The organism is Streptomyces sp. AMJ-169, from assembly GCF_055597585.1.
Genome location: NZ_JBVLTJ010000010.1, coordinates 36,263 through 63,199, shown reverse-complemented (window position 1 = coordinate 63,199; position 26,937 = coordinate 36,263). Strand labels below are relative to the sequence as shown.

General features: G+C 70.8%; 23 protein-coding genes and 2 tRNA genes. 4 read left to right on the top strand and 21 right to left on the bottom strand.

Annotated features, from left to right (window positions below):
- Positions 1-281 precede the first annotated feature (281 nt).
- Positions 282-527, bottom strand: a complete 246-nt coding sequence (locus ACYUD3_RS24355; RefSeq protein WP_470973407.1) for a hypothetical protein — start codon at positions 525-527, stop codon at positions 282-284.
- On the bottom strand, positions 524-3,043 hold the full coding sequence (locus ACYUD3_RS24350; protein WP_470974197.1) for a ComEC/Rec2 family competence protein: 2,520 nt from the start codon (positions 3,041-3,043) through the stop codon (positions 524-526). The genes ACYUD3_RS24355 and ACYUD3_RS24350 overlap by 4 nt, the downstream gene beginning before the upstream one ends.
- Positions 3,044-3,122: 79 nt before the next feature.
- Between ACYUD3_RS24350 and ACYUD3_RS24345 the strand changes: the two genes are divergently transcribed.
- The gene (locus ACYUD3_RS24345) at positions 3,123-3,755 is read left to right on the top strand and encodes a hypothetical protein (protein WP_470974227.1); all 633 of its coding nucleotides are present in this window, start codon (positions 3,123-3,125) and stop codon (positions 3,753-3,755) included.
- On the opposite strand, the gene ACYUD3_RS24340 is transcribed toward ACYUD3_RS24345, so the two are convergent.
- The 4 genes from ACYUD3_RS24340 to leuS form a co-directional block, all read right to left on the bottom strand.
- A complete protein-coding gene (locus tag ACYUD3_RS24340; RefSeq protein ID WP_470973405.1) occupies positions 3,700-4,458 on the bottom strand; it encodes a ComEA family DNA-binding protein in 759 nt (252 codons plus the stop codon). The two genes, ACYUD3_RS24345 and ACYUD3_RS24340, sit on opposite strands and share 56 nt — an antisense overlap.
- 1,513 nt (positions 4,459-5,971) lie before the next feature.
- Positions 5,972-6,817: a DegV family protein gene (locus ACYUD3_RS24335; RefSeq protein ID WP_470973402.1), complete on the bottom strand. Its 846-nt coding sequence runs from the start codon at positions 6,815-6,817 to the stop codon at positions 5,972-5,974.
- A 141-nt stretch (positions 6,818-6,958) separates the two neighbouring features.
- Positions 6,959-7,933 (bottom strand): hypothetical protein, encoded by a 975-nt coding sequence (locus ACYUD3_RS24330; RefSeq protein WP_470973400.1) that lies wholly within the window; start codon positions 7,931-7,933, stop codon positions 6,959-6,961.
- Between the two features lie 571 nt (positions 7,934-8,504).
- Complete coding sequence (gene leuS, locus ACYUD3_RS24325) at positions 8,505-11,390, bottom strand: leucine--tRNA ligase (RefSeq protein WP_470973398.1); 2,886 nt, start codon at positions 11,388-11,390, stop codon at positions 8,505-8,507.
- 425 nt (positions 11,391-11,815) lie between these two features.
- On the opposite strand from leuS, the gene ACYUD3_RS24320 reads away from it, so the two are divergent.
- Both ACYUD3_RS24320 and ACYUD3_RS24315 read left to right on the top strand, forming a co-directional pair.
- Positions 11,816-13,024, top strand: a complete 1,209-nt coding sequence (locus tag ACYUD3_RS24320; RefSeq protein ID WP_470973395.1) for a cytochrome b/b6 domain-containing protein — start codon at positions 11,816-11,818, stop codon at positions 13,022-13,024.
- Complete coding sequence (locus tag ACYUD3_RS24315; RefSeq protein WP_470973392.1) at positions 13,021-14,649, top strand: NADH-ubiquinone oxidoreductase-F iron-sulfur binding region domain-containing protein; 1,629 nt, start codon at positions 13,021-13,023, stop codon at positions 14,647-14,649. The genes ACYUD3_RS24320 and ACYUD3_RS24315 overlap by 4 nt, the downstream gene beginning before the upstream one ends.
- A 129-nt stretch (positions 14,650-14,778) precedes the next feature.
- Here the strand turns inward: ACYUD3_RS24315 and ACYUD3_RS24310 are convergent.
- From ACYUD3_RS24310 to ACYUD3_RS24270, 9 genes are all read right to left on the bottom strand, one after another.
- Positions 14,779-14,851 (bottom strand) — tRNA-Ala (locus tag ACYUD3_RS24310).
- Positions 14,852-14,967: 116 nt separating this feature from the next.
- Positions 14,968-15,201, bottom strand: a complete 234-nt coding sequence (locus ACYUD3_RS24305; RefSeq protein ID WP_470973389.1) for a hypothetical protein — start codon at positions 15,199-15,201, stop codon at positions 14,968-14,970.
- A gap of 200 nt (positions 15,202-15,401) precedes the next feature.
- Positions 15,402-15,474: transfer RNA gene (locus ACYUD3_RS24300), tRNA-Ala, on the bottom strand.
- Between the two features lie 133 nt (positions 15,475-15,607).
- Positions 15,608-16,279, bottom strand: a complete 672-nt coding sequence (locus ACYUD3_RS24295) for a histidine phosphatase family protein (protein ID WP_470973386.1) — start codon at positions 16,277-16,279, stop codon at positions 15,608-15,610.
- Complete coding sequence (rsfS, locus tag ACYUD3_RS24290; protein WP_470973384.1) at positions 16,276-16,710, bottom strand: ribosome silencing factor; 435 nt, start codon at positions 16,708-16,710, stop codon at positions 16,276-16,278. Before rsfS ends, ACYUD3_RS24295 begins: the two co-directional genes overlap by 4 nt.
- 78 nt (positions 16,711-16,788) lie before the next feature.
- Positions 16,789-18,453 (bottom strand): LCP family protein, encoded by a 1,665-nt coding sequence (locus ACYUD3_RS24285; protein ID WP_470973381.1) that lies wholly within the window; start codon positions 18,451-18,453, stop codon positions 16,789-16,791.
- Between the two features lie 26 nt (positions 18,454-18,479).
- Positions 18,480-19,106 carry a nicotinate-nucleotide adenylyltransferase gene (nadD, locus tag ACYUD3_RS24280; protein ID WP_470973379.1) on the bottom strand — a complete coding sequence of 209 codons (627 nt, stop codon included), beginning with the start codon at positions 19,104-19,106 and terminating at the stop codon, positions 18,480-18,482.
- Positions 19,107-19,438: 332 nt separating this feature from the next.
- On the bottom strand, positions 19,439-19,603 hold the full coding sequence (locus tag ACYUD3_RS24275) for a hypothetical protein (protein ID WP_470973377.1): 165 nt from the start codon (positions 19,601-19,603) through the stop codon (positions 19,439-19,441).
- Between the two features lie 140 nt (positions 19,604-19,743).
- Positions 19,744-19,902, bottom strand: a complete 159-nt coding sequence (locus tag ACYUD3_RS24270; protein WP_470973374.1) for a hypothetical protein — start codon at positions 19,900-19,902, stop codon at positions 19,744-19,746.
- Positions 19,903-20,017: 115 nt separating this feature from the next.
- Here ACYUD3_RS24270 and ACYUD3_RS24265 point away from each other — a divergent pair, with 115 nt between their 5' ends.
- A complete protein-coding gene (locus tag ACYUD3_RS24265; protein WP_470973371.1) occupies positions 20,018-21,118 on the top strand; it encodes a M48 family metallopeptidase in 1,101 nt (366 codons plus the stop codon).
- 357 nt (positions 21,119-21,475) lie between these two features.
- On the opposite strand, the gene ACYUD3_RS24260 is transcribed toward ACYUD3_RS24265, so the two are convergent.
- The 6 genes from ACYUD3_RS24260 to rfbC form a co-directional block, all read right to left on the bottom strand.
- Entirely contained in the window at positions 21,476-22,519 is a 1,044-nt protein-coding gene (locus ACYUD3_RS24260) for an SCO2583 family membrane protein (RefSeq protein ID WP_470973369.1), read from the bottom strand.
- 78 nt (positions 22,520-22,597) lie between these two features.
- Positions 22,598-23,119 (bottom strand): SCO2584 family spore wall biosynthesis protein, encoded by a 522-nt coding sequence (locus ACYUD3_RS24255; RefSeq protein ID WP_470973366.1) that lies wholly within the window; start codon positions 23,117-23,119, stop codon positions 22,598-22,600.
- Positions 23,120-23,206: 87 nt separating this feature from the next.
- Positions 23,207-24,493: a glutamate-5-semialdehyde dehydrogenase gene (locus tag ACYUD3_RS24250; RefSeq protein WP_470973363.1), complete on the bottom strand. Its 1,287-nt coding sequence runs from the start codon at positions 24,491-24,493 to the stop codon at positions 23,207-23,209.
- Between the two features lie 64 nt (positions 24,494-24,557).
- A complete protein-coding gene (locus ACYUD3_RS24245) occupies positions 24,558-24,983 on the bottom strand; it encodes a hypothetical protein (RefSeq protein ID WP_470973361.1) in 426 nt (141 codons plus the stop codon).
- A gap of 131 nt (positions 24,984-25,114) precedes the next feature.
- Positions 25,115-26,221, bottom strand: coding sequence for a glutamate 5-kinase (proB, locus tag ACYUD3_RS24240; RefSeq protein WP_470973358.1), 1,107 nt, complete (start codon positions 26,219-26,221; stop codon positions 25,115-25,117).
- Between the two features lie 109 nt (positions 26,222-26,330).
- The gene (gene rfbC, locus ACYUD3_RS24235; protein WP_470974194.1) at positions 26,331-26,924 is read right to left on the bottom strand and encodes a dTDP-4-dehydrorhamnose 3,5-epimerase; all 594 of its coding nucleotides are present in this window, start codon (positions 26,922-26,924) and stop codon (positions 26,331-26,333) included.
- Positions 26,925-26,937 lie beyond the last annotated feature (13 nt).

The window sequence follows — 26,937 nt, the reverse complement described above, 5'->3', positions numbered from 1 at the left end:
GAAGCCCACCCCCGACAAGACCTGCCAGGACGGACCTAGCCCAAGGACCACCACTTACCGAAACCACTTCCCGCGGGGACAGCCACTCACCAGAACCGCTTTCCCCCGGAACAACCACTCACCAGAACCACTCCCCGCAGGGACGGCCGCTCACCAGAACCGCTCCACCTCGGAACAGCCACCGCCCAGAACCACCCCACCTCCCCCCCCCGGCCCAGACCGACTCCGCCTCACCCAGCCCAGACCGACCCCACCCCACCCGGCCCAGAACGCCAAACCCCCTAAGGCTCCTCCCGCCACCCCTCCCACTCCCGCACGAACTCGTCCAGTTCCTCAGCCCCGAACCGCCCACCCTCGTCCCCCAGCACGACCAGCCACTGCGCGTCCTCCGCATCGTCCTCACCGGCGAGCGCGTCCCGCACGACCAACGGCTCCTCCACCACCCCGAACCGCTCCGCCAACGCCTCGACCACCTCCTCGGCCGCATCCCGATCCGGCAGCACCAGTACATGTCTCACATCGCTCACACCCCCATTCTCCCCACCCGCACCCCGTCCCCCTCCCCACTGACCGCCAACGCCCCATCCAGATCGGTCTGCAACACCACGGCCCCCGCCTCCCGCAACGCGGAGACGGTACGAGGAGCAGGGTGCCCGTACGAGTTCCCGGCCCCGCAGGAAATCAGCGCCACCCGCGCCCGAACGGCCCGCATCAGCCCGGCATCCTGGTGAGCCGACCCATGATGGGCGACCTTCAGCACATCGACCCCACCCCGCAACACCCCCGCAGCTTCTCTCAACAGGGCCTGCTGGGAAGGCGGTTCAAGATCCCCCAACAACAACAGCCGCAACCCACCGGCCCGCACGAACAAAGTGACGCTGGCGTCATTGGGATTAACAGCAACACCCGCCCCAAGGCCCGAACCCCCCACCCCCGAACTACGACTCCCCACCACAGCCCCCACCGAAGAGCCCACAGGAAACCTCGCAGGAGACTTCACCGGAGATCCCGCAGAAGCCCCGGCAAGGGACCCCACCGAAGATCTCACAGAAGCCCGCGCAAGAGACCCCAGCGAAGACCCCGCAAGAGACCTCACCCAAGATCCCGCTGGAGACCCCGCAGAAGAGCCCACCGAAGACCCCGTTGGAGGCCCCACCGGAGATCCCGCAGGAGCCCCCGCCGGAGGCCACAACACCTCCCACTCAAGCCCCCCGACCCTCCTCCGCTCCCCCACCCCCGCCCGCACCACCGGCACCCCCTCCTCCCCCGCCACCCGCCGCACGAACTCCACCTGCTCCCTCGGCTCCTCGAACCCGGTCACCTCCACCGCCCCGACGGCCCGCCCCCGCAACACCCCAGGCAGCCCGGCCACATGATCCGCGTGGAAGTGGGTCAGCACGACAAGCGGCACCCGGGTGATCCCCAACCCCCGCAGACACCGGTCGACGGCCCGAGGATCAGGCCCGGCGTCCACCACGACCCCGGTCCCCTCCCCCGCCGCGAGAACACCGGCATCCCCTTGCCCCACATCACACATCACGAACCGCCACCCGTCCTGCGGCCACCCCCCGATCACCCGCACGAGAGGCACCGGCTGCCACACAGCAACCACCAGCAACACCCCACACACGACACACCCCCACCTCCGCCGCACCAGCCGCCACCCGAACACCACCCCCAACACGGTCACCACCCCGAGCACGGCAGCCCCACCCCACCCCCCGGGCCAGTCCACCCCGGCCCCCGGCAACGAGGCCCCGGTCCGAGCCACCCAAGCGATCCACCCGGCGGGCCAACTAGCGCACCAGGCCAACCCTTCGGCAACCGGCATCGCCACCGGAGCGACAGCGAGCGCGGCGAACCCGAGAACCGTGGCCGGAGCGACGGCGAACTCCACAAGGAGGTTGCACGGCACCGCGACCAGACTGACCCGCTGCGACAACATCGTCACCACCGGCGCGCACAACGCCTGCGCCGCCCCCGCCGCCGCCAACGCCTCGGCAAGCCGCGCCGGCACCCCCCGCTTGCGCAGCGCCACCGCCCACCGGGGTGCCAGCGTCAGCAGCGCCCCGGTCGCCAGCACCGACAGCAGAAACCCGTAACTCCGGCTGAGCCAGGGATCGTAGAGAACGAGCAACAGAACGGCCGTGGCGAGCGCGGGAACCATCGAACGACGCCGCCCGGTCGCCAGAGCGAGCAGCACGACGGCTCCGCAGGCCGCTGCCCGCAGCACACTCGGATCGGGCCGGCAGACCACGACGAACGCCAGCGTGAGCCCACCGCCGAGCAGCGCCGTCACCCGCAACGACACCCCGAGCCTGGGCGCGAGCCCCCGCCGCTCGATCTGCTGGGCGAGACCGGGCGGGCCGAGGAGCAGAACGAGGATGATCGTGAGATTGCTGCCGGACACGGCCAAGGTATGAGCGAGATCGGTCTCTTTAAATGCCTCATCCAGCTCGGCGGAGATCCGAGAGGTATCCCCGACGACCAACCCAGGCAACAACGCCCGCGCATCCCCGGACAACCCATCAGTAGCCTCCCGCAACCCCGCCCGCAACCGCCCCGCAACCCGCTGCACCACGGAGGCCTCCCCCACCACCTCAGGCCCCCCTCGCACCCGCAACACACCAGCAACCTCACCCCCCAAAGCCGGCACCAACTGCCCCCCAACCCGCACCCGAACAGAAGGCAACAACCCCAACCACCCGAAGCCCGACCGAGCCTCCTCCCCCAACCCCCCTGCCTCTCGCCCCTCCCCAAACTCCCCCAACACCCGAGCCCGCCCCAGCCCACTCGCCGCCCCCAACTCACCGGACGTAGCTGGGGAAGCTGGCTCACCCAGAGCCTCAGACCCACCCGACTTGCCCAGACCTCCCGACTCAGCTGGGGAAGCTGCCTTGTCCAAAGCCTCCGGCTCAGCTGCGAGGACTGGCCTAGCCAGCTTGCCCAGATCTCCCGACTCACCCGACTTAACTGGGGGAACTGGCCTAGCTGGCCTGTCCAGAGCCTCTGGCTCACCCGGCTCAGCCAGTTCGCCTCGCACACCCGGCTCAGCTGGCTCAACTGGCTCAACTGTGAGGACTGGCCTAGCCAGCTTGCTCAGAGCTCCCAGCTCACCCGACTTGCCCAGATCCCCTGGCTCACCCGACTTCCCCGACACCCCCAGCTTCCCCAACTCCCCTGACTCACCTGGCTTCCCGGATCCCCCGGACGCCCCGGACGCCCCGGACGCGATGATCAGCACCGGCGCCCGAGTCCTCACGACCCGCCCGCCCGGCACCGTCACCTCCCGGACCTCCCCGTCCACCAGGATCGCGTCCCGGCTCATCCGGTCCCCCTTCACCTTCGGCAGGGTCCGCCGAGGATCGGAGGTCAGCTCGATCTCGGCGGTCACCCACGTGTACCGCCCCGCCAGCTCCGGCACCGGCCCCCGCCGCACATCGGCGCCATGCACCCCACCCACCGCCGCCGCAGCCGCCACGCACAGCAGCACCCCCGCGCCCGTCACCCCGCACCACCCGGCCCGCCGCCGCAGCAACAACCCCACGCCCACGACCAGACAGCCGACCACCACCCCGATCACCACCCCGGCCGAAGCCGCCAGCGCCCACGCCGCCGTCACCCAGGCCGCGACCGCCGGCACCACCAGCCGCAGATCCACCGCCGCCCCACGCGCCCGCCCCGTCCCCTCGCCGCTCCTCATGGCCGCACGAGATCCCGCAGTTCGGCGAACCGCCGCTCACCGATGCCGTTGACCTGCCGCAGCTCGTCCACCGAACGGAAGCCGCCGTGCTGCGCGCGGTAATCCAGGATGTGTTGCGCCAGCACCGGCCCCACCCCGGGCAGCCCGTCGAGCTGCTCCAAGGTCGCCGTCCCCAACGAAACCGGCCCACCCCCGGCACCCCCACCTCCAGATCCAGCGCCGCCACCCCCAGCCCCTCCGCCTCCTGGCCCACCCCCACCAGCCGGAACCCCACCTCCCGCAGCGGGCGGCACCCCCACGGCCACCTGCTCCCCGTCCACCAGGAACCGCGCCTGATTCAACCCGGCCGTGTCCACCCCGGGCCGCACCCCACCCGCCGCCTTCAACGCGTCCACCACCCGAGACCCGGCCGGCAGCCGATGCACCCCCGGATCGCGCACCTTCCCACTGACATCCACGACGATCTCCCCACCCGGACTGCCGGACGCCACCCCAGAAGAGGCCACCCCGGACGCACCCGCCCCCGCCGAACCCCCCGCACCCGAAGTCCCCGGGGCCACCTCACCCGCACCCCCCAAAGCCGCCGGCGTCTCATACGGCTCCGCCGCCCGCACCACTTCCGGCGCCCGCACGGTCTCACTCCGCCCCGCCCAAAAATGCCAACCAGCAACCAAGGCAACACCCCCCAACACCACCCCCAACGCAACAACTCCCCGCCGCTCCACCCCACACCGCACCTGCACCCACCCCGGCATCCGCTCCCACACAGCACCCCTGACCCGCCCAACCAAGGAAGACGACGGGTGCTGCGACAGGGAGGGGAAGGGAGGCGAGGCGAGGAAGGAAGGGGAGCGGGAGGAGGACGACAGGGACGAGGCCGAGGACAGGGAAGAAGACGGGGACGAGGCCCGGGCCGGAGAGGGAGGCAGCGCCAAGGACGGGATCGGACCGGGGTCCAGGACGGAAGCCGGGTCCAGATCCGGGATCGAGGCCGAACCCGAGACCGGAGCCGGGGCCGAGACCGGGTAAGGAGACCGGGAACCACTCCGGACCGAGGCCGTGACCGGGGCTGGGGCTGGGGCTGGGGCCGAGACTGGGGCCGCAGCCCAGACCGTGGCCGGAGACGAAATCGAGCCCGCAGCTAGGGCTGGGACCGAGACGGAAGCCGGGCCCGAAGCCGAAGCCCGGGCCGAGACCGGAGCCGAAGCCGAAACCGAGACCCGAGCCGGGGCCAGGGTCAAAGCCGAAGCCGGGATCGAAGCCGAGGCCAAGGCCGGGATCGGGACCGAAGCCGAAACCGAAACCGGGGCTGGGACCGAAGCCGAGACCGGGGCTGAAGCCGGGGCTGGGACTGAGGCTGAGGAAGGGACCGGGACCGAAGCCAGGGCCAGGGCCAAAGACGAGATCGAACCCGCAACCGGGGCTGAGACCGAGACGGAAGCCGGAGCCGAAGCCGGGATCGAGGCCGAGGCCCGGGCCGAGACCAGAGACGAGACCGAGGCCGAAGCCAGGACCCGAGCCGGGGCCAGGGTCAAAGCCGAAGCCGGGATCGGGGCTGGGATCGAGACCGGGGCCGAGGCCAGGGAAGAGACCGGGGCCAAGGAAGGGGCCGAGGCCGGGGAAGGGGCCGAGGAAGGAGACCTGGAACTACTCCAGACCGGGGCCGAAGCCGAGACCGGGACTGGGACCTGGGAGCTGCTCTGGACCGGAGACGGAGATGGGGCCGCGATCGAAGCCGAGGCGCGGGTCAGGGATTGGGCCTGGGTCGAGATCAGAGCCGGAGAAGGAAACGGGGACAAGGCCCAGGCCGGAGACGGGGATGCAGACGGAGTCGGAATCGGAGCCGGAGTTGGGGCCAGAGCCGCAGTCGCAGTCGCAGTCGCAGTCGGCGATAGAGCAACCCCCAAAGCCCCCCGTCCCGAAAACACCACCCCCACCCGCCGCCGCATCTCCTCCGCCAAAACCTCCCTGCGCCCCGCGCCCCCACCCCGGCCCCCCGCCCGGCGCCGGCCACTGCTACAGCTGCCGGAATCAGTTGCTCGCCCCGGCCCGCCACCACCAACGGCACCGGCAGCCATCCCTCGTGTACGTGATCGAAGTCCCATGACACGAGAATCCAGCACACCCCCCACCCACGGAGATCCACCCCAAAACCCGTGGACAACACCCCACTTGTGGATAACTCGGCCACCCACAAGAGTGACGCCCCCTACCCCACACCACAGACCTCACCCCCTCACCCCCTCACCCCCTCACCCCCTCACCCCCTCACCGAGGCGAAACAACAACCCCCAACAACCCCGGCCCGGTATGCGCCCCGATAACCGCCCCCACCTCACTCACCCGCAACTCCGCAACCCCCGGCACCCGTTCACGCAGCCGCTCCGCCAACCCCTCCGCGCGTTCGGGCGCGGCGAGGTGGTGGACGGCTAGGTCGACGGCCGCCCCGCCCGCCCGCTCGACCGCCAGCTCCTCCAGCCGCGCGATCGCCTTGGACGCCGTCCGCACCTTCTCCAGCAGCTCGATCCGCCCCCCCTCCAGCTGAAGCAGCGGCTTCACCGCGAGTGCCGAGCCGAGGAGGGCCTGAGCGGTGCCGATGCGGCCGCCGCGGCGGAGGTAGTCGAGGGTGTCCACGTAGAACCAGGCGGACGTCCCGGCCGCCCGCTTCTCCGCGACGGCCACCGCCTCGTCGGCCGTGCCGCCCGCCTCCGCGGTCTCGGCGGCGGCCAGGGCGCAGAAGCCCAGGGCCATCGCGACCATGCCGGTGTCGACGACCCGCACCGGCACCGGCGCCTCCCGCGCGGCGACGACCGCGGCGTCGTACGTGCCGGAGAGTTCGGCGGAGAGGTGGAGGGAGACGATGCCGGTGGCGCCGGACTCGGCGATCTGGCGGTAGGTGTCGGCGAACAGCCGGGGGCTCGGGCGGGAGGTCGTGACGGGGCGCCGTTTCTGGAGCGCCTGGGCGAGGGCGCGGGTGGAGATCTCCGTGCCCTCTTCGAGCGCCTCGTCGCCGAGGACCACGGTCAGCGGCACCGCGGTGATGCCGTGCCGCTCCATCGTCCCCGTCGGCAGGTAGGCCGTTGAATCTGTGACGATCGCGACATGGCGGGACATGAGCTGGAGGTTACCTGCCGTAGCGGGGGAACGGCAGCCCGGCCCCCAGGAGCCGGCCGCCCCTTGACCTGATCAAGCCGAATCGATCCGGATCGAGCCGTGTCATGTCGATTCCGGCCGCGTCGAGGTTCGCTTCAAGCTTCAGGTCGTCGTCTCAGGCCGCGCTTTCTTCTCCCAGGGGTACGCCGGACGCGGCGCCTGCGGACTGATCGCGGGCCGCACAGCCTCCTCACCCCGACCCTCCTGTCCCGCGGCAGCCGGCCAGACCGGCCCACCCGAAGCCGAGGACGGAGACGACGAGGGCGGAGACGATGCCGAAGCCGACGCGGAGGACGGAGAAGCCGACGCCGAAGCCGAACCTTGCCCAGCCTGCCCCGAACCCCACCTGCCCTGCCCGGACCCCCCGCCCGCCTGCCCCGAACCCTGGCCCGCCTGCCCCGATCCCCACTTGCCCTGCCCGCCCTGCCCAGCCTGCCCAGAACTCCGACTGGCCTGCCCCTGACTCTCCCCCGAACCCCACAACCCCTGCCCAGCAGACCCCACCCCCCGCTCGGCCCCCTCCCCATCCCCCTCACTCGTCCAATGCCGCAAAGCCCCCGCCTCCACATCGATCTGTGCGCTGAGGCTCTCCAGATCGTCCTCGGCGAACCGCCGCGCCCGGTCCCGCGCCGCCCATCTCAGCGCGTCCGCCGAAGCGACGATCCGCTCGGTCCGTTCCCGCAGCTCAGGCAGCCGTCCGGCGACGGTCGACCGGTCCGGGTCGGACTCCAGCCGCTTCAACTCGGCGTCCAGCTGATGCCCATGCTCACTGAGCCGGGCGAAGAGTCCGAGGGACTCCTTCAGCGACTCGTCCTCCGCGACGCCCGCCTGCAAGTCGTCCTGCGTGGCCCGCATCGACGTCCGCAGCTTCAGCCGCAGCTGGGCGACCTCTCCCGCGGGGCCGAGCCGGCCGAAGGACTTGGCCCGCAGCGTGTGGTCCTCCACCGTCCGCCGGGCCTGGTCGATCGTACGGTCCACCCCGCGCTTGGCCGCGCCGACCACCTTGACCGTCGCGTACACCCCGAGCGCCAGGAAGAGCACCACAAGCAGCGCAACCACTGCGATCACGGCTTCCACAGCTCTCCTCCTAGCCTCCGGCACGGCCCACCCCGCACCGCCCTTTCCAAGGTAAACGCCGACCCCTCCCCCCGAGTTCCATCCGAACCCGGACCCACCCCCCATTCCCACCCCGCCAACCCGTAGGGGACACCCCCGAGACCCCGCCGCCGCACCGCCGACCCCAGCCACACCCAGCCCGTCCAGCGCTTGAGGACAAGGCCCGTCCAGGGCCGAAAACCACCCCTGAAACCCGCACCCGAAACCCGCACCCACCCCAACCCAACCCACCCCGCACCCCCGCACCCCGCACCCCGCACCCCGCACCGGCACCCCCGCGTCCCGCACCCGCACCCGCACCCCCGCACCCCCGCACCCCCGCACCCGAAACCCGCCCCCACACCCACCCCCAAAAACGCGAAACGCGCCCCACCCGGCCAAAGACCAAGCAGAACGCGCCCGCAAACCCCTCACAGGCACCCCCGGCGCCCGCAACCCCTCACAGGCACCCCCCGGCACCCACCACCCCTCACCCCTCACCCCTCACCCCTCACCCCTCACCCCTCACCCCTCACCCCTCACCCCTCACCCCTCACCCAGTAACGATATTCACCAACTTAGGCGCCCGAACAATCACCTTCCGCACAGCCGCCCCGTCCAACGCCCGCACAACCCCCTCATCCGCCAACGCCACCTTCTCCAGCTCAGCCTCGGAGATCCCCGGCGACACCTCCAGCCGAGCCTTCACCTTGCCCTTGATCTGGACGACACAGACGACCGCCTCGTCGACGACGTACGCGGGATCGGCGACCGGCAGATCCTGGTGGACGACGGAGTCGGTGTGCCCCAGCCGCCGCCACAGCTCCTCCGCGACATGCGGAGCCAGCGGCGCGACCAGCAGGACCAGCGCCTCGGCGACCGGACGCGACACGGGGACGCCCGCCTTGACCAGGTGATTGTTCAGCTCGGTGATCTTGGCGATGGCGGTGTTGAAGCGCAGCCCCTCGACGTCCCCGCGCACCCCGTCGATCGCCTTGTGCAGCGCGCGCAGCGTCGCCTCGTCGGGCTCGGCGTCGGTGACGGTCACCTCACCGGTGGCCTCGTCGACGACATTGCGCCACAGCCGCTGGAGCAGCCGGTACTGGCCGACGACCGCGCGGGTGTCCCAGGGACGCGAGACGTCCAGGGGGCCCATCGCCATCTCGTACAGCCGCAGGGTGTCCGCGCCGTACTCCGCGCAGATGTCCTCGGGCGTGACCGAGTTCTTCAGGGACTTGCCCATCTTGCCCAGCAGGCGGGAGACCTTCTCGCCCTCGAAGAAGTACGCCCCGTCGCGCTCCTCGACCTCGGTGGCCGGGACGGGGAAGCCCCGGGCGTCGCGGTAGACGTACGCCTGGACCATGCCCTGGTTGTACAGCTTGTGGAAGGGCTCGGCGGAGGAGACGTGGCCCAGGTCGAAGAGGACCTTGGACCAGAAGCGGGCGTACAGCAGGTGCAGCACGGCGTGCTCGGCGCCGCCGACGTACAGGTCGACACCGCCGTGCGGCATCCCCTCGCGCGGGCCCATCCAGTACTGCTCGATCGCGGGGTCGACCAGCCGCTCGGAGTTGTGCGGGTCCAGGTAGCGCAGCTCGTACCAGCAGGAACCGGCCCAGTTGGGCATGGTGTTGGTCTCGCGGCGGTAGGGCTGCGGGCCCCGGCCGTCGCCCAGGTCCAGGGTCACGGCGACCCAGTCCTCGTTGCGCGACAGCGGCGTCTCGGGCTGGGTGTCGGCGTCGTCGGGCTCGAAGGTGCGCGGGGTGTAGTCCTCGACGTCGGGCAGCTCCAGCGGCAGCATCGACTCGGGCAGCGCGTGGGCGACGCCGTCCTCGTCGTAGACGACCGGGAAGGGCTCGCCCCAGTAGCGCTGGCGGCTGAACAGCCAGTCGCGCAGCCGGAAGTTGACGGTGCCCGCGCCGATGCCCTTGCGGGCCAGCCACTCGGTGACGCGGGCCTTGGCCTCGGGGACCGGCAGACCGTCCAGGGAGATCTCGTCGTTGGCCGAGTTGATGATCTTCGCGTCGTACGAGCCGAAGGCGTTCTCCCACGCGGCGGTGTCCGTGCCGCGGCCGTCGGTCGGCTCGACGATGCAGGTGATCGGCAGCTCGAAGGCGCGGGCGAACTCGAAGTCGCGCTGGTCACCGGCGGGGACGGCCATGATGGCGCCGGTGCCGTAGCCCATCAGGACGTAGTCGGCGATGAAGACCGGAATCCGCTCACCGTTGACCGGGTTTGTCGCAAACGCGCCACTGAAGACGCCCGTCTTCTCCTTGGCCTCGACCTGCCGCTCGACGTCCGACTTGGCCGCGGCCTTCGCGCGGTACGCCGCCACGGCCTCCGCCGGGCTCGCCGCCCCGCCGGTCCACACCTCGTGCGTGCCCTCGGGCCACGCGGCCGGCGTGATCTCGTCGATCAGCGGGTGCTCGGGCGCCAGGACCATGTACGTCGCGCCGAACAGGGTGTCCGCGCGGGTGGTGAACACCGTGATCCGGCGGTCCTCGGAGCCCGCGACCGCGAAGTCGACCCGCGCCCCTTCACTGCGCCCGATCCAGTTCCGCTGCTGGAGCTTGATCGCCTCAGGCCAGTCCAGCGCGTCCAGATCGTCCAGCAGCCGGTCCGCGTACGCGGTGATCCGCATGTTCCACTGCCGCAGCTTCGACTTGAAGACCGGGAAGTTGCCCCGCTCGGAGCGCCCGTCGGCGGTGACCTCCTCGTTGGCCAGGACCGTGCCGAGGCCGGGGCACCAGTTGACGACGGCGTCGGAGGCGTAGGCCAGGCGGTACTCGCTCAGGACGTCGGCGCGCTCGACGGCGCTCAGCGCGTCCCAGGAGCGGGCGCCGGGCAGCGCGCGCTCACCGGAGGCGAACTGGGCGACCAGCTCGGTGACCGGGCGGGCCTTCTTCGCCTCGTCGTCGTACCAGGAGTTGAAGATCTGGACGAAGATCCACTGGGTCCACTTGTAGTACTCGGGGTCGATCGTGGCGAACGAGCGGCGCTTGTCGTGGCCCAGGCCCAGCCGGCGCAGCTGGGACTTCATGTTCTCGATGTTGGCCTCGGTGGAGACCCGGGGGTGGGTGCCGGTCTGGACGGCGTACTGCTCGGCGGGCAGGCCGAAGGCGTCGAAGCCCAGGGAGTGCAGGACGTTGTGGCCGGTCATCCGCTGGTAGCGGGCGTAGACGTCGGTGGCGATGTAGCCCAGGGGGTGGCCCACGTGCAGGCCCGCGCCGGAGGGGTACGGGAACATGTCCATGATGAACTTCTTGGGGCGGGCGGCGAGTTCGGGGTCGCCGGCCAGGTCGCCCGTGGGGTTCGGTGCCTCGTAGGTGCCCTCGGCGTCCCAGAAGTCCTGCCAGCGTGCCTCGATGTCGGCCGCCAGGGCCGCCGTGTAGCGGTGCGGCGCGGCGCTCTCGGCGGCGGCAGCGGGGGTGGTCTCGCTCATGGTCCTCAAAGCTCCATCGATCGTCGTCGTCATCTGCCCGGACGGCCCGGGAGTCCCCGGAAAACGAAAAATCCCCTCGCACAGGAGGGGACGCCGCGCTGATACCGGCCACACTCACCGGCGGTCGGTGCTGATCAGCGCGGCCCGCTAAGCAGAAGGCGTACGGCACGCATGCCGTCAGAGTACCGCAGGGCTTGAGCAAGCGACGACGGACTTCCGTATAGCTGAACGACACCGCGGACACGGGAGCGAAAACTGACTTACGTTCAAGATTTATCCGGCACACCACCCCCTATGGGGACAACGCCTCCAGCGACCGCCCCTTAGGTCACAGAGCAATAACTCAAACCTCGTACCCATCGGTATGGAGCCCACTTAGAGTTCGGCAGCGGGACCGCTTTCCCGAACTGCTCGGAGTTGCCCCCATGAACCCTCGTCGTACTAACACCTCGCTCCCGAAGCCGGGCCGGTCGGCCTACGGGATGGCGACGGCTGTCGTCCTGCTGCTCATACCCGTGGTCGTGGTCTTCGGAGGCAACTGGCTCCAGGACTTCCTGAACTTCGGTGCGGGCGTACTGGCCCTCGTCTGTCTCACCTGCTCCGTGATCTGGGGCCTGGTCGCGCAGGACCGGCTGATCCTCAACACCCGCCAGCGCATCGTCGCGCAGGGCATCCACCGGATCACCGCCGTCGCCTCGATCGCCTTCCTGCTGGTGCACATCACCATCAAGATCGCCGTCGGCCACACCGTCCTGATCGCCGCCCTGATCCCCTTCAGCCTCGGCATCAGCGGCACCGGCGGGCTGATCGGCCTGGGCTCGCTCGCCGCCCTGCTGATGATCTTCGTGGGGGTCACCGGCGCGCTGCGCAACCAGTTCGCCTCCCCCGCCCCGGTCGCCGCCCGCTGGCGCGCGATGCACATGATGGCCTACCCCGCCCTGTGCGCGGCCCTCATCCACGGCCTCTTCGCCGGCCGCGCCGCCAAGCCGTTCTTCATGGTCTCCTACGAACTCTGCCTGCTCGGCGTGATGGCCGCCCTCGCGCTGCGCGCCGCGCCGCGCGCCTTCAAGCGGAAGGTCGCCGACCGGATCGCCGTGGTCATCGGCTCCGAGGGCGGCATGCGCGACGACCTGGAGCAGTCCCGCGCGCGGATGGCCGAGTCCGGCCCCCAGGAGCGTCCCGCGCGCGCGGAGCGTGAGCGCCCGGCCGCCGCCCCCAAGACGTCGTCCCTGTTCGGCACCCCCGCCCCCGACGCCGGCGGTTTCGCCGCCGCCTACCGCAACGCCCCCCAGGCCCCCGCCCCGGGCGCCGGCGTCCCCTTCGACATGCAGGCCACCGCCGCGATGCCCCGCATGGACGGCCCCGGCTCCACCTCCGGCAGCTGGCCCGTCCCCTCCCCGCCGCCGGTCGGCGAGGCCCCGCAGTCCGTCTACGACCCCATGCAGGACACCGGGTTCAACATCCCCGTCTACAACAACCAGGGTGATGTGCGCGACACCGCTGAGACGAACCCCGGTTTCCGCGCGTACAACCCGAACAGCCCGTACAACGCGAACGAGCAACAGCCTGGCGCGTCCTTCGACGCGTCAGGTCCGGGCGAACCTTGGAACACGCCTTCCGGAGGCTATAGGTGAACGAGGCCCTGCCCGACGTGCCCGAAGTCCGCGTGGTCGGTCTGCCACAGCTGACGTCGGGCTTCGACCTCGTCGAGAGGCTCGATCTGCCCATGCACCTCAAGGTGCACGGGCCGCTGGAGCCCATCGGCGGCGAGAAGCTGGCCCAACTGGCCGAGCGGATCAGCCTGAAGGGGCGGGGCGGCGCGGGCTTCCCCTTCCACAAGAAGCTGCGCTCGGTCGCCGACGCCGCGATCAAGAAGGGCATCCGGCCCGTCGTCGTCATCAACGGCAGCGAGGACGAACCGGCCTGCCGCAAGGACACGGTGATGATCAACCGTGCCCCGCACCTCATCCTGGACGGCGCCCTCCTGTGCGCCGAGGCGCTCGGTGCCCGCACGCTCGTGGTGGGGGTCACCCGTGAGTCGACCGCCCGCTCCATGGAGGCCGCCCTCGCCGAGCGCGGCCTGAGCAACTCCCGCCGCTCCGCGCTGCGCGCCTTCGTCCAGCGCAACCCGATCCGCATGGTCACCGGCGCCGCCGCGTCCCTGATCCGCTCGATCGACGGCGGCCCCGCGGTCCCCCCCGGCCGCAAGACCAGCGCCTCCCAGAGCGGCGTCGGCGGCGCCCCCACCCTCCTGTCCAACGCCGAGACCTTCGCCCAGCTCGCCATCGCGGCCCGCATCGGCCCCGAGCGCTACGGCAACACCGGCCTGTACGACGAGCCGGGCACCGTCATGCTCACCGTCTCCGGCGCCGTCGCCCGCCCGATGGTCATCGAGGTCCCCACCGGCGTGCCCCTGCGCTACGTCCTCCAGCTCGCCGGCGCCCCGCCCGTCCCCCAGGGCGTGCTGACCGGCGGCTACCACGGCAAGTGGATCGACGCGGCGACCGTCAACGAGGCCGTCGTGTCCAGGAATTCGCTCGACGCGGTGGGCGGCGCGCTGGGCGCCGGGGCGATCCTGCCGATCAGTCAGGAGACCTGCCCGCTGGGCGAGTCGCTGCGGGTGGCCCAGTGGCTGGCCGAGGAGAGCGCCGGCCAGTGCGGCCCCTGCTACCTGGGCCTGCCGGCCGCCGCGCGCGGTATGGAGGACATCCTCAACGGCGGCGGCCCGGCCGCCCTCGAAGCGCTCAAGCAGGTCGCCAAGAACGTCAAGCGGCGCGGCGCCTGCTCGCACCCGGACGGCTCCGCGATGTTCCTGGAGTCGACGATCAAGGCGTTCACCGACGACCTCGCCGCGCACGTCCTCGGCAACGGCTGCGGCCGGCCCGTCGAGGGCGTCCTGCCGCTCTTCGAGGACGGCAAGATGCCGACCGGCATCCCCGGCGGCGGCGAGGCGCCCTCGGACGGCGGCTCCAGCCGGCAGAAGATCTTCGTCGACTGGACGCTGTGCCGCGGCCACGGCCTGTGCGCCGACATCCTCCCCGAGGTCTTCCAGCTCGGCGCCGACGGCTTCCCGACGGTGGCGCAGGCGAAGGTGCCGCGCTACGCCGAGGCCAAGGCGCTCCGCGCGGTGCGCCGCTGCCCGGCGCTCGCCCTGCGCGTCGAGGAGGACACCCGGGGGCAGGCCCCGGCGAAGAACCTGCCGGTGCTGTCGCAGCGCGAGGGCGGCGGCGGGCGGGGGCGGCGGGCGCTGGGCCGCTGACGTTCGCTTCGAGAGGGGCGCTCACGAAAGGTGGGCGCCCCTCCCCATGCCATGAGTGCGACATGCCATGAGTGCGACCGCGCACGAAAAATCCCGCCGGATCATCAACTGATCCAGCGGGATTCACTGTGGAGCTAAGGAGAATTGAACTCCTGACCTCCTGCATGCCATGCAGGCGCTCTACCAACTGAGCTATAGCCCCTCGCTGTCGTTCCCGGGGTTCCCCCCGGCGACATCGAGAACATTACCGGCCGAGGGCGTGGACCACCAAATCGATTCCGATCTGTCCGGATTGGCCGGAATGACCACTTCGACTGGTCACGTCATCACGAACGAATAGAACCGCTTGAGAGTGCAGTGCTCCTCCAGCAGCCGCCCATAGATCGGCTCCCCCTCAAGCTCGCGGTACGTCTCGATGGGGTCGCCCTTTATGATCAGCGCCCGCGCGCACTCCTCGCACCAGTACTGGTACTTGGAGTTGACCGGCTCCATGTCCCGCACGATCGGGGTGCCGCTGCCGCACCAGTCGCACTTCCGCCTGTGTGCACCCATAGGTCAGCTCCCGGGAGTGTCGCACCGTCGGGCCGCCCCCTTCCGGCCGTTTGATTCTGCCACGGACGGGCCGACACGGTCAGCGACGCATCAGTACCAGTCCGGACACAGAGGTATACGCCTGTGGACCCCTGACCGACTCAAACCGGAAACGAAAAGATCCCGCCCCTTCCCGGGACGGGATCTTTCACAAACCTCTGTGGAGCTAAGGAGAATTGAACTCCTGACCTCCTGCATGCCATGCAGGCGCTCTACCAACTGAGCTATAGCCCCTCGCGTTCTTCCCGTTCCGGCTGGCCGGGCGAACAAGAAGAACTCTAGCCTGCGACCTGCCGGAAAGTGAAATCCGCGCTACGCACCCCGGCAAGACCCGCCGCAAGGCCCCGGCAGGGCCCTCACCAGGCCCTCAGTCGTCGTCCCCGAGCACCGGCTCGGGCAGCGTCCCCGCGTTGTGCTCCAGCAGCCGCCACCCCCGGGCGCCCTCCCCGAGCACCGACCAGCAGCAGTTGGAAAGCCCGCCCAGGCTCTCCCAGTTGCGCGCCTCGAGCCCGAGCAGCCGGCCGATGGTCGTGCGGATCGTCCCGCCATGGCTGACGACGACCAGGGTGCCGTCGTCGGGCAGCTTGTCGGCGTGCCGCAGCACCACGGGAGCCGCCCGGTCGGCGACCTCCGTCTCCAGTTCGCCGCCGCCCCGGCGCACCGGCTCCCCGCGCTTCCACGCGGCGTACTCGGAGCCGTACCGGGCGACGATCTCCTCGTGCGTGAGCCCCTGCCAGACGCCCGCGTAGGTCTCGCGCAGGGCCTCGTCGTGGGTGATCTCCAGGCCGGTCAGGGTGGCCAGCTCGGCGGCCGTGCGGGCCGCGCGGGAGAGGTCCGAGGCGATGATCGCGTCGGGCTTCAGGGAGGCGAGCAGCCGGGCCGCGCGGCGGGCCTGGCCGACACCCGTGCCGGTCAGCTCGACGTCCGTGGAGCCCTGGAAGCGGCGCTCCACGTTCCACGCGGTCTGCCCGTGCCGCCACAGGATGAGGCGGCGCCCCCGGCCTGCCTTCCCGTCGCTCACCTCACCCGTCGCGCTCACCACTGGTCCCCGTCGTCCTCGGCGGCCTTCTGCTTCGCGTGCTCCTCCGCCTTGCCGCGGGTCGCCTTGGCCTCGGCGGGCAGCTCCAGCTCGGGGCAGTCCTTCCACAGCCGCTCCAGCGCGTAGAAGACCCGCTCCTCGCTGTGCTGGACATGGACGACGATGTCGACGTAGTCGAGGAGGATCCAGCGGGCGTCCCGGTCGCCCTCGCGGCGCACGGGCTTGGCGCCCAGCTCCTTCAGCAGCCGCTCCTCGATCTCGTCCACGATGGACTTGACCTGGCGGTCGTTGGGCGCCGAGGCCAGCAGGAAGGCGTCGGTGATCGACAGGACGTCGCTGACGTCGTAGGCGATGATGTCGTGCGCGAGCTTGTCGGCCGCGGCCTGGGCGGCGGTCGTGATGAGTTGGAGCGAGCGGTCGGTGGCGGTCACTGCACGGTCTTCCGTCGGGGGTCGTTGGCCCTTCAAGGGTCTCACGGACCACCGACAGCCCCTTCTCCCTTGGTGCCGCTACGACGCCGACGGCTTGAAGTCCGTCCCCAGGACCACCGTGACGTCCGCGTTCGACGCCCCCTCGCCCGCCTTGACCGCGCTCTCCGGCAGCCCCAGCGTCTTGGCGACCTCGGTCGCGTTCTCCTTGTCGGAAGGATCCCCGTAGGTGACGGCCGACGCCGGCCGCTCGCTGTCCGTCCCCCCGTCCAGGAACGTGAACCCGCCGTTGAGCAGCGTGACCCGCGCCTCCTCGGTCCGGCTCTTCTTCCCCGTCGCGTTCTGTACGGAGACGGCGACGGCGGCGCCCTTCTCCGGGCTCTTCGCGGTGCCGCCGAGGACGGTCTTGACGACGTCGGCGCTCGCCTTGGCGTCCAGGGTGCCGTCGCTCTGCACGGGCAGCAGGGACGTCTTGTAGTCGCCGCCCTTCGCCAGCTCCGCGAGCCCCGCGAGGAACGTGCCCAGGTCCTTGTCGGTGAGCGAGGGGTCCAGGATCTGCGCGAGGGTCTGCACGGTGACCGTCGCCGCGCCCGCGTCCGTCGACACCTTGCGCAGCACCCCCTGCACGACCTGCCCGAACCGCTCCAGCTGCGCGTCCTGCGACTCGTCCTCCGCGCGGTAGGTGGCGTACGCGACGGCCATCTTCCCGCTCAGCGTCTGCCCGGACCCCTTGGCGACGAGCGGCGCCTGCCCCTTCTTGGCGGCCGGGTCGGGGACGGCGACGTTGGTGTCGGCCTCGATGCTGCCGACCAGGTCGACGAGGTTCTGGAGATACGGCGTGTCCAGCCGCCAGGTCCCCTCGATCTCCGTGCCCAGCACGGTGTCCAGCGCGTCCCGGGTCCCGGAGGACCCGTCGTCGTCGACGGACTTGGCGAGCGTGGTCGTCGTCCCGTCGTCGGTCGTCACGACCAGCGAGTTGGGCAGCAGCACCGTCGTCCCCTGCTTCGCCGTGCTGTTGTCGACCAGGAGCACGGTGGAGGTGCCGCCCTTGGCGGTGTCGTGGAGGTGTACGACGATCACGTCGCGTTTCTGCGCGCCGCCGGCCGTGGCGGCGGCCGCCTTGGAGCCGCCTGCGGAGTCGCCGGAGCCGAGCAGCAGATAGCCGACGCCGCCGACGACGACCAGGGCGAGGACGACGGCCAGGGCGACGAGGCGGCTGCGCGCCCGCTTCTTGGCCTCCTCGCGGCGCTCGGTGCGGTTCTCCGTGAAGTTCAGCCAGTCGATGACGTCCTCGGAGTTGCCCTCGGCCTCCTCGACGAACGCGAACTGCTCGGTGTGGTACTCCCGTTGCTCGTCCTTGGGGGTCTCAGCCGGCTGCGGCTCGGGCTCCTGGGCGGTCTGCGGGGGGATGTAGGCGGTCTGCTGCTCGGCGGGGGCCTGGGTCTGCTGGGGCGCCTGGGTGTGGGTCTGCTGGTGGGTCTGGGCGCCGTACGCGTCGTAGCCGTACGGCTGCTGCTGCCCGTAGCCCTGGCTCTGGTCGTAGGGCTGGGTCTGCTGGGGGTACTGCTGCTGGCCGTAGCCCTGCTGCGGGTAGCCCTGGTAGTCGTACGCGGGGTACTGGGCGTACGGCTGGCGGGGCTGCTGCTGGGGGACCTGGCCGTAGATCGGGCGGCCGTAGTCGTCGTAGCCGACGAGTTCGTACGGGGTCTCGCCCTGGTCCTGGTCAGCGTCGTAACGGTCGTTCACCGGCACCCCTTCTCGGCTCGCTCGCCTCACTCGCCGCGGTACAGCTCGCGCTTGTCGATGTAGCGCACGACACCGTCCGGCACCAGATACCAGACGGGGTCGCCCTTGGCGACGCGCGCGCGGCAGTCGGTGGAGGAGATGGCGAGCGCGGGGACCTCGACCAGGGAGACGATGCCCTTGGGCAGTCCGGGGTCGGCGAGGTGGTAGCCCACGCGTGTGACGCCGATGAAGTGCGCCAGGGAGAACAGTTCGTCGGCGTCGCGCCAGGTCAGCAGCTGTGCGAGGGCGTCGGCGCCGGTGATGAAGAACAGGTCGGTGTCGGGGTTGAGGGCCCGCAGGTCGCGCAGGGTGTCGACGGTGTACGTCGGGCCGCCCCGGTCGATGTCGATGCGGCTCACCGAGAACTGGGGGTTCTCGGCGGTCGCGATGACCGTCATCAGATAGCGGTCCTCCGCCGCGGAGACCGCGCGGTGGGACTTCTGCCAGGGCTGACCGGTCGGGACGAACACGACCTCGTCCAGATGGAACTGCGCGGCGACCTCGCTGGCCGCCACGAGGTGTCCGTGGTGGATCGGATCGAACGTCCCGCCCATGACGCCGAGGCGGCGCTTGCCCGGATTCGACGGGCCGGTAGGCATGTCCTGCTCTCCCATGCGTGCGACCCTACCGGCCCGGGCCTAGGGCCTGTCCGGCGGATCCGGCTGGCCGACAGCGAACGGTGTCTGACCGGCTTACCTGAGCGGGGTCTGGTGCGTGCAGCTGCAAGGCGGAGGAGACGCTGACATCTGCCGCTGCCGCGGCGGGCGACGCGGTGGGGGCACCTCCCGGCCGAAGGCTGGGGGACGTCGGCAACCGACGACAACGCCTGGGGGTACCCCCTGCTCGAAGAGCTTGGGGGAGTGCGTGCCAGACCCCGCGACCCCAGCAGGATCCGCCGGACAGGCCCTAGCCTTGGCCGGAGGTTGCCCGAGTGGTTGGGGACCGGTCAGCGGTCGCGGTTGAAGCGGGTGGTGATCCACAGCAGGAGCAGCAGGATCAGGAACGCGGAGCCGCCGGTGACCAGCGGGTTGAGGCTCTCGTGGTTGCCACCGTGCCCCTCGCCCTCGGCGGCGAGGGTGACCAACTGGGCAGCGGCGCTGTGGAGGTTCATCTTCGTCAGGACCTATCCGGTGTGGGCGGCAGAAGAACGTCGGCCCATGGTAAGCGGGCGGCTCGGCGGCGATCACGCCGACTCCGCCAATAGGTAAGGGGGGCGCGCTCTCGCGGGGCGCGGGGAACTTTCGCGGAGCGTCAGTCGTCTTTCCGCTTGTAGCCACGCAACAGGAACCACGCGGTCAGTACACAGCCCACGAGCATCACGAGAAGCACGACCCGGAGCAGATTGCCCGGCCCCTGCTGGTCGGCGGCGTTCATGGCCGCGGCGAGCCAGGTGGCGGGGGTGTGCTCCATGGCGCGGGACTCCTTCAGGTCTAGTGCCCGTCCACCGTAACTCCGCCTAGGCTGGAAGCAGCCTCGGGGGCACAAAGGACCGCACAAGGGTCCGCAAAGAGCCACTCAACCGCACATGGGGGATGACATGTCCGACGGCCAAGAGCAGGGTGGGCACGAGAACGTGCCGAGCAGGCAGCGCAGGCGGTTCCCCGGGATCTCCTCGCGTGCGTACGAGCACCCCGCAGACCGTTCCGCCCTGGTCGCCCTGCGCAAGCTGAGCGGCTTCGACACGGTGTTCAAGGCGCTCAGCGGACTCCTCCCGGAGCGCAGCCTGCGCCTGCTGTTCCTCTCCGACTCCGTCCGCGTCTCCGAGCAGCAGTTCGCGCATCTGCACGGGATGCTGATCGACGCCTGCGACATCCTGGACCTCGAAAAGGTCCCGCCGATGTACGTCAACCAGGATCCGCAGCCCAACGCGATGTGCATCGGTCTCGACGAGCCGATCATCGTCGTGACGACCGGTCTCGTCGAGCTCCTCGACGAGGAGGAGATGCGCGCGGTCGTCGGCCATGAGGTGGGCCACGCCCTCTCCGGCCACTCCGTCTACCGCACGATCCTCCTCTTCCTCACCAACCTCGCGCTCCGGGTGGCCTGGATCCCGCTCGGGAACCTCGCGATCATGGCGATCGTCACGGCGCTGCGGGAGTGGTTCCGCAAGTCGGAACTGTCCGCCGACCGTGCGGGGCTCCTGGTCGGCCAGGACCTCCAGGCCTCCATGCGGGGCCTCATGAAGATCGCCGGGGGCAACCACCTCCATGAGATGAACGTCGACGCGTTCCTCAAGCAGGCCGAGGAGTACGAGGCCGGCGGCGACCTCCGTGACTCGGTCCTGAAGATCCTGAACGTTCTGCCCCGCTCGCATCCCTTCACGACGGTCCGCGCGGCCGAGCTGAAGCGGTGGGCCGAGTCCCGCGACTACCAGCGCCTCATGGACGGCCACTATCCGCGCCGCGAGGAGGACAAGGACACGTCGGTAACCGACTCGATCCGCGAATCGGCCGCCAGCTACGCGACCGACGTGAAGAACTCCAAGGACCCCCTGATGAAGCTGGTGAGCGACATCGCGGGCGGGGCCGGGGACTTGGGCGGCAGGGTGAAGAAGGGGTTCGGGTTCGGGGGGTCTACACAGACGAAGGATCGGGGGGAGGGGCAGGGGGGATCGGAGGAGGGGTAGCGGGTCGGGTGCGGCGGGGTGGGGGGCTGGTCGCGCCCACGCGGCGGAGCCGCACATCGATACAGCCCCGCGCCCCTAAAAGACGTACGACCACCGCCAGTTGAAAAGCCGACGGGCAGGGGCTGAGCGCGCCCACGCGGCGGAGCCGCAGTTCGGCACAGTCCCGCGCCTCTCCGCCAGCTTCTCAGCTTCCGGCCACCGCACGCTTTTAGGGGCGCGGGGCTGTATCAAATGTGCGGCTCCGCCGCGTGAGCGCGCTCAGCCTCTCTCCGTGAGCTTCTCAACTGGCGGCGGCTGCACGTCTTTTAGGGGCGCGGGGAACTGCGCGACCAGCCACGACGGTGGGAAAGCCGCCCCCTACCGCAACACCCCACACACCGCCCCCACCCCCCCACTCACAAACAGATCCGTCCCCGTCGGCCCACCCCCCTCAGCCCTCTCCCCCGCCAGCAACGGCCGCAAATACCCCACCGAATCCACCCCGCACGACAACGGCCCCGCCTGTACGTACGACGAGTTCAGCTGAGCCTGGTGCAACCGCAGGTCATCCGCGTCGAACCGGAACTGCATCTCCCGCCGCACCGTGAACAGCGACGCCTCCCCCGACCCCCCGGCGGACCGCACCGCGTACACGAAAACGTGATCCGCCGTCACCTCAAGCGTCGTAGAGTCCAACTCCCCGACCTCCAGGCTCCCTTGAACCCGCACCTTACGATCCGCGAGCTGCACCCGCCCGGGGTCGAAGCGGACCAGCCAGCCAGTGGGAGCGTGGTGCCCGTCCGCCGCCGGGTGGGCGAAACTCTCGTCGAACTGGTCCAGTTGATCGGTGTCGAGCAGTATCCGGGCCGCCCGCACCTGCTGCCCGGTCAGCACCTCGGGATACAGCGCGGACCGCACGATGTAGTCCTTGGCGGTGGTGAGCGCGGCGACGACTTGGCTCTCGGTGAAGTGCCCCGTACCGCGCGCCGCGGGCAGCGTGATCCCCTCCGCCCCGATCCGGAACTGCGCGGCGGGACTGCGGTCGTACAGCTGCTCGGGATCGGCGCCCCCGGGCACGGCGACGGTGGGCGCCAGCGGAACGACCGTCATCCGCAGCGGCTCCACGGGCCGTCTCGCAGAGGGGGACTGATAAGGGCTGCGGACGCCCATATAGATCGCCGTACCGAACGCGACCATGATGAGGACGACGAGGACGGCCGCCTGCCGGGTGAGCCCGCGCCGCAGCGGCGGCCGGCGCCGGACGGCGGGCGCGTGATCGGCCATCCGCTCCCGCGCCGAGTACTCCTGTAAGCGGGCAGCGCGCACGAACGACTCGTCGAAGACGACGGATCGGTACTCGTCCTCTCCACCTGCGGGAGCGCCCTCGGGTGTCCCCTCCGGTGGGTCTCCAGTCCCGCTCATACCTTCAGAGTAGGTCGTGTGAGGCTCAGGTAAACGCCCTGGTACACGACAACTTCTGAGAGGCCGTCAGGAAGAGGCTCACCGGGGGCCGGGCCGTGCCGAGAGCGCCGGCGGAGAGTACTCGGCGGCGGCCGGGGGCCCGGACGTACCGCCTTGCTCAAGTCCGGTCGGCGCCGGGGAGGGCCCTTGGTCGCGGCTGGAGCCGGAGGCGCCCCGGTAGACGGCGGCGAAGGCGAACGCGATCATGCCGATGCCCATGATGAGCGCGAGGACCCAGGCGACGGGCCGGTGCCAGCGGCTCTGCCTGCCGTACGGCGAGTACATGCCGTCGACGTCGGAGGAGTCCTCGGCGTCGTCCTCGGGATCATGGCCGAAACCCTCGGGGCCGTACGCGAGGCGGCGTGACTCGGCCTCGGCGGCTCTGGCCTCGGCGGCGGCCAGGAGGCGTTCGACGGCGGTCGGCTCATGGAACACCGCCGCCTTGACGAAGGCCTCGTCGAACACCACGGAGGCGAACTCTTCGTCCGTCACCCCGCGGTCCTGGTCGTCGTCGGGCTCGCGGCCGTCCGAGAACGGCGTGCCCCCCACGTCCTCCGGCACCTCTCCAGAGTAGACCTGAGGTAACGGTTCGGACAGGCCGTCCGCATATTCGCGCACCCGATGAGACGGCCGTCACGCCGCCAGGCTTCAGCGCCGGACGTGCCCGTCGCCCGTGACGATGTACTTCGTGCTGGTCAGCTCCGGCAGCCCCATCGGCCCGCGCGCGTGCAGCTTCTGCGTGGAGATGCCGATCTCCGCACCGAAGCCGAACTGGCCGCCGTCGGTGAAGCGGGTGGAGGCGTTGACGGCGACGGTCGTGGAGTCGACCAGCTGGGTGAAGCGCCGGGCGGCCTGCTGGGAGGTGGTGACGATGGCCTCGGTGTGGCCGGAGGTCCACAGCCGGATGTGCTCGACGGCCTTGTCCAGCGAGTCGACGACGGCGGCGGCGATGTCGTAGGAGAGGTACTCGGTCTCCCAGTCCTCCGCCGTGGCCTCGACGACCGTCGCCTTGGAGTCCTTCGCGTACGCCATGACCCGCTCGTCGGCGTGGACGGTGACGCCCGCCTCGGCGAGGGCGTCCAGGGCGAGGGGGAGGAAGTCGGCGGCGATGTCCTGGTGGACCAGGAGCGTCTCGGCCGCGTTGCAGACGCTGACGCGGTGGGCCTTGGAGTTGATCAGGATGTCGACGGCCATGTCGAGGTCGGCGTCCGCGTCGACGTAGACGTGGCAGTTGCCGGTGCCGGTCTCGATGACGGGGACGGTCGACTCGGAGACGACCGTGCGGATCAGGGAGGCGCCGCCGCGCGGGATGAGGACGTCGACCAGTCCGCGCGCCCGCATCAGCTCGCGCACCGACTCGCGGCCCTCGCCGGGGACCAGCTGGACGGCGTCGGCGGGAAGACCCGAGCCGCCGACGGCGTCGCGCAGGACGCGCACGAGGGCGGTGTTGGAGGCGTACGCGGAGGCCGAGCCGCGCAGCAGGACCGCGTTGCCGGACTTCAGGCAGAGCGCGGCGGCGTCGACGGTCACGTTCGGGCGGGCCTCGTAGATGATGCCGACGACGCCCAGCGGGACGCGGACCTGGCGCAGGTCGATGCCGTTGGGGAGGGTCGAGCCGCGCACGACCTCGCCGACCGGGTCGGGCAGGGCGACCACGTCCCGTACGTCGGAGGCGATGGCCCGCACCCGCTCCGGGGTGAGGGTCAGCCGGTCGATCACCGACTCTGCGGTGCCGGCCTCGCGGGCCTTGGCGATGTCCTTGGCGTTGGCGTCCACGATCTCGCTCGTGCGGACCTCCAGCGCGTCCGCGATGGCGAGCAGCGCGTCGTCCTTCACGGCCCGGGGCAGCGGCGCGAGGTCCGCGGCGGCGGCCTTGGCGCGGTAGGCGGCCTCGATGACCGGGGACATGGCGTCGTAGGGCGAGAGCGTGGTCATGGAAGAAAGCGTAGTGCGCCCGGCGAGGGCGTCCGCCCGGCGGTCCACACCCCGAGACAAGGGGTCAGAAGGGGTGGACGCCGACCGGGGCGGCCGGGGGTGGGCCGTAGCCCTCGGCGATGCGCTGGTGGTAGGTCTCGCGGTCGATGACCTCCAGGCCGACGATCTCCCAGGACGGCAGGGCGGCGGTCTGGCGGTGCTCGCCCCACAGGCGCAGGGCGACGGCCGCCGCGTCGTGCAGGTCGCGGGCCTCCTCCCAGTAGCGGATCTCCGCGTGGTCGGCGGCGTAGCGGCTGGTCAGCAGGAAGGGGTGGTCATGGGCGAGCTGTTCGAGGCCGCGGCGCAGGTCCGGCAGCGGTACGGCGGCGCCGGAGACGCTGAGGGTGACGTGCCACAGCCGGGGCAGGTCCTTGGGCTCCTCGTAGTCGCCGCCGGCCGCGACGCTGGTCAGACCCCCGCGGGCCGCCGGCCCGGGGCGTGCTGGTCTCACGACGGCCTCCTCGCACTTTTCGCGGAACATCCAGGGTCCGCAACCCAGTTGAGCAGGCTACGGCCGTCCTTGTGGCGGTTTCACGGAACGTCCCCCACCGGTACGGGGCGTTCGACCCGGTCGTCAGGCGGCTACGGCTGGAGCAGCACCAGGTCGTCCCGGTGCACGACCTCCCGCTCGTACGCCGCCCCCAGCTCCTTCGCCAGCTCGCGGGTGGAGCGGCCGAGCAGTTGGGGCAGTTCCTTCGCGTCGTAGTTGACCAGGCCCCGCGCGACCGCCCGCCCGGTCAGGTCGCGCAGTTCGACGGGGTCCCCGGCGCTGAAGTCGCCCTCGACGGCCGCGATCCCGGCCGGCAGCAGCGACTTGCGGCGCTCCACGACCGCCTTGACCGCGCCGTCGTCCAGCGTCAGCGAGCCCTGCGGGGTCGACGCGTGCTGGAGCCACAGCAGGCGGTCCGCCGAACGCTTGCCCGCCGGGTGGAAGTACGTGCCCGTGTCGCCGCCGGTCAGCGCCTCGGCCGCGAAGACCGCACTGGTCAGGACGACCGGGATGCCGGCCGCCGCGGCGATCCGCGCGGCCTCGACCTTCGTGACCATGCCGCCGGTGCCGACGCCCGCCTTCCCGGCGCTGCCGATGTCGACGTGCGCCAGGTCCTCGGGGCCGTTGACCTCCGCGATCCTCGACGTCCCCGGTTTGCCGGGGTCGCCGTCGTACACGCCGTCGACGTCCGAGAGGAGGACCAGCAGGTCGGCGTGGACCAGGTGGGCGACCAGTGCGGCGAGGCGGTCGTTGTCGCCGAAGCGGATCTCGTCCGTGGCGACCGTGTCGTTCTCGTTGACGATCGGGAACGCGCCCATCGCGAGCAGTTTGCCGAGCGTGCGGGAGGCGTTGCGGTGGTGGGCCCTTCGGCTCATGTCGTCGCTGGTGAGGAGGATTTGGCCGACCCGTACGCCGTGGCGGGCGAAGGAGGCGGTGTAGCGGGCGACGAGGAGGCCCTGGCCGACACTTGCCGCCGCCTGCTGGCGGGCCAGGTCCTTGGGGCGGCGGCGCAGGCCCAGCGGGGCGAGGCCGGCGGCGATGGCGCCCGAGGAGACCAGGACGATCTCCTTCTCGCCGCCGCTTCTCGTCTTGGCGAGGACGTCCACCAGGGCGTCGACTCTGTCGGCGTCGAGGCCGCCGGTGGCGGTGGTGAGGGAGCTGGAGCCGACCTTCACTACGATCCGACGTGCCTCTGACACCCGTTGCCTTGTCACCCTGCGTGTCCTCACTGGTGTTGCTTCGACCTGCGGCGGACTTCGCAATTTACGGGAGGGGGTTGAGCGGCGCTTCGCGATTTCGCGGTTCGGACTACTGGGCGAGGGAACGCCTGAACGCCACGCACTCCTCATACCCCGGCAGCAACCCCAACTCCCCCGCCCGCTCCAGGCTCGGCCCCTCCGCGTCCTTCGCCGACAGTTCCGGGACCCCCTCCACCGGCCACTCCACCCCGATCTCCGTGTCCAGCGGATAGATCGTGTGCTCCCGCTCCGGCGCGTACCCCTCCGAACAGAGGTACGTCACCGTCGCCCCCTCGGTCAGCGCGCAGAAGCCGTGGCCCAGGCCCTCCGACAGGTACACGGCGTTGCGGGTCTCGTCGTCGAGGCGGACCGCCTCCCACTTGCCGAAGGTCGGGGAGCCCACCCGTACGTCCACGATCACGTCGAGGATCGCGCCCTTGACGCACATCACGTACTTGGCCTGGCCCGGGGGGACGTCCGCGAAGTGGATGCCGCGGATCACGCCGGCCGCCGAGACGGAGAGGTTCGCCTGCTTCAGCCGGAGCGGGTGCCCCACCGCCTCCTCCATGCGCTCTTCCTTGTACCACTCCAGGAAGAGGCCGCGGGCGTCGCCGTGCTGCTGGGGGATGAACTCCCAGGCGCCTTCGATGCCAAGGGGGTTGATCTTCATGCCAAGT

What these genes read in the sequence shown, in the direction of transcription:
- ACYUD3_RS24260 (WP_470973369.1), bottom strand. Translation starts at nt 22,519, where the DNA reads ATGAGCGGGACTGGAGACCCACCGGAGGGGACACCCGAGGGCGCTCCC.
- ACYUD3_RS24250 (WP_470973363.1), bottom strand. Translation starts at nt 24,493, where the DNA reads ATGACCACGCTCTCGCCCTACGACGCCATGTCCCCGGTCATCGAGGCC.
- nadD (WP_470973379.1), bottom strand. Translation starts at nt 19,106, where the DNA reads ATGGGAGAGCAGGACATGCCTACCGGCCCGTCGAATCCGGGCAAGCGC.
- ACYUD3_RS24335 (WP_470973402.1), bottom strand. Translation starts at nt 6,817, where the DNA reads ATGTCCCGCCATGTCGCGATCGTCACAGATTCAACGGCCTACCTGCCG.
- ACYUD3_RS24320 (WP_470973395.1), top strand. Translation starts at nt 11,816, where the DNA reads ATGAACCCTCGTCGTACTAACACCTCGCTCCCGAAGCCGGGCCGGTCG.
- leuS (WP_470973398.1), bottom strand. Translation starts at nt 11,390, where the DNA reads ATGAGCGAGACCACCCCCGCTGCCGCCGCCGAGAGCGCCGCGCCGCAC.
- ACYUD3_RS24275 (WP_470973377.1), bottom strand. Translation starts at nt 19,603, where the DNA reads ATGAACCTCCACAGCGCCGCTGCCCAGTTGGTCACCCTCGCCGCCGAG.
- ACYUD3_RS24265 (WP_470973371.1), top strand. Translation starts at nt 20,018, where the DNA reads ATGGGGGATGACATGTCCGACGGCCAAGAGCAGGGTGGGCACGAGAAC.
- ACYUD3_RS24340 (WP_470973405.1), bottom strand. Translation starts at nt 4,458, where the DNA reads ATGCCGGGGTGGGTGCAGGTGCGGTGTGGGGTGGAGCGGCGGGGAGTT.
- ACYUD3_RS24270 (WP_470973374.1), bottom strand. Translation starts at nt 19,902, where the DNA reads ATGGAGCACACCCCCGCCACCTGGCTCGCCGCGGCCATGAACGCCGCC.
- ACYUD3_RS24305 (WP_470973389.1), bottom strand. Translation starts at nt 15,201, where the DNA reads ATGGGTGCACACAGGCGGAAGTGCGACTGGTGCGGCAGCGGCACCCCG.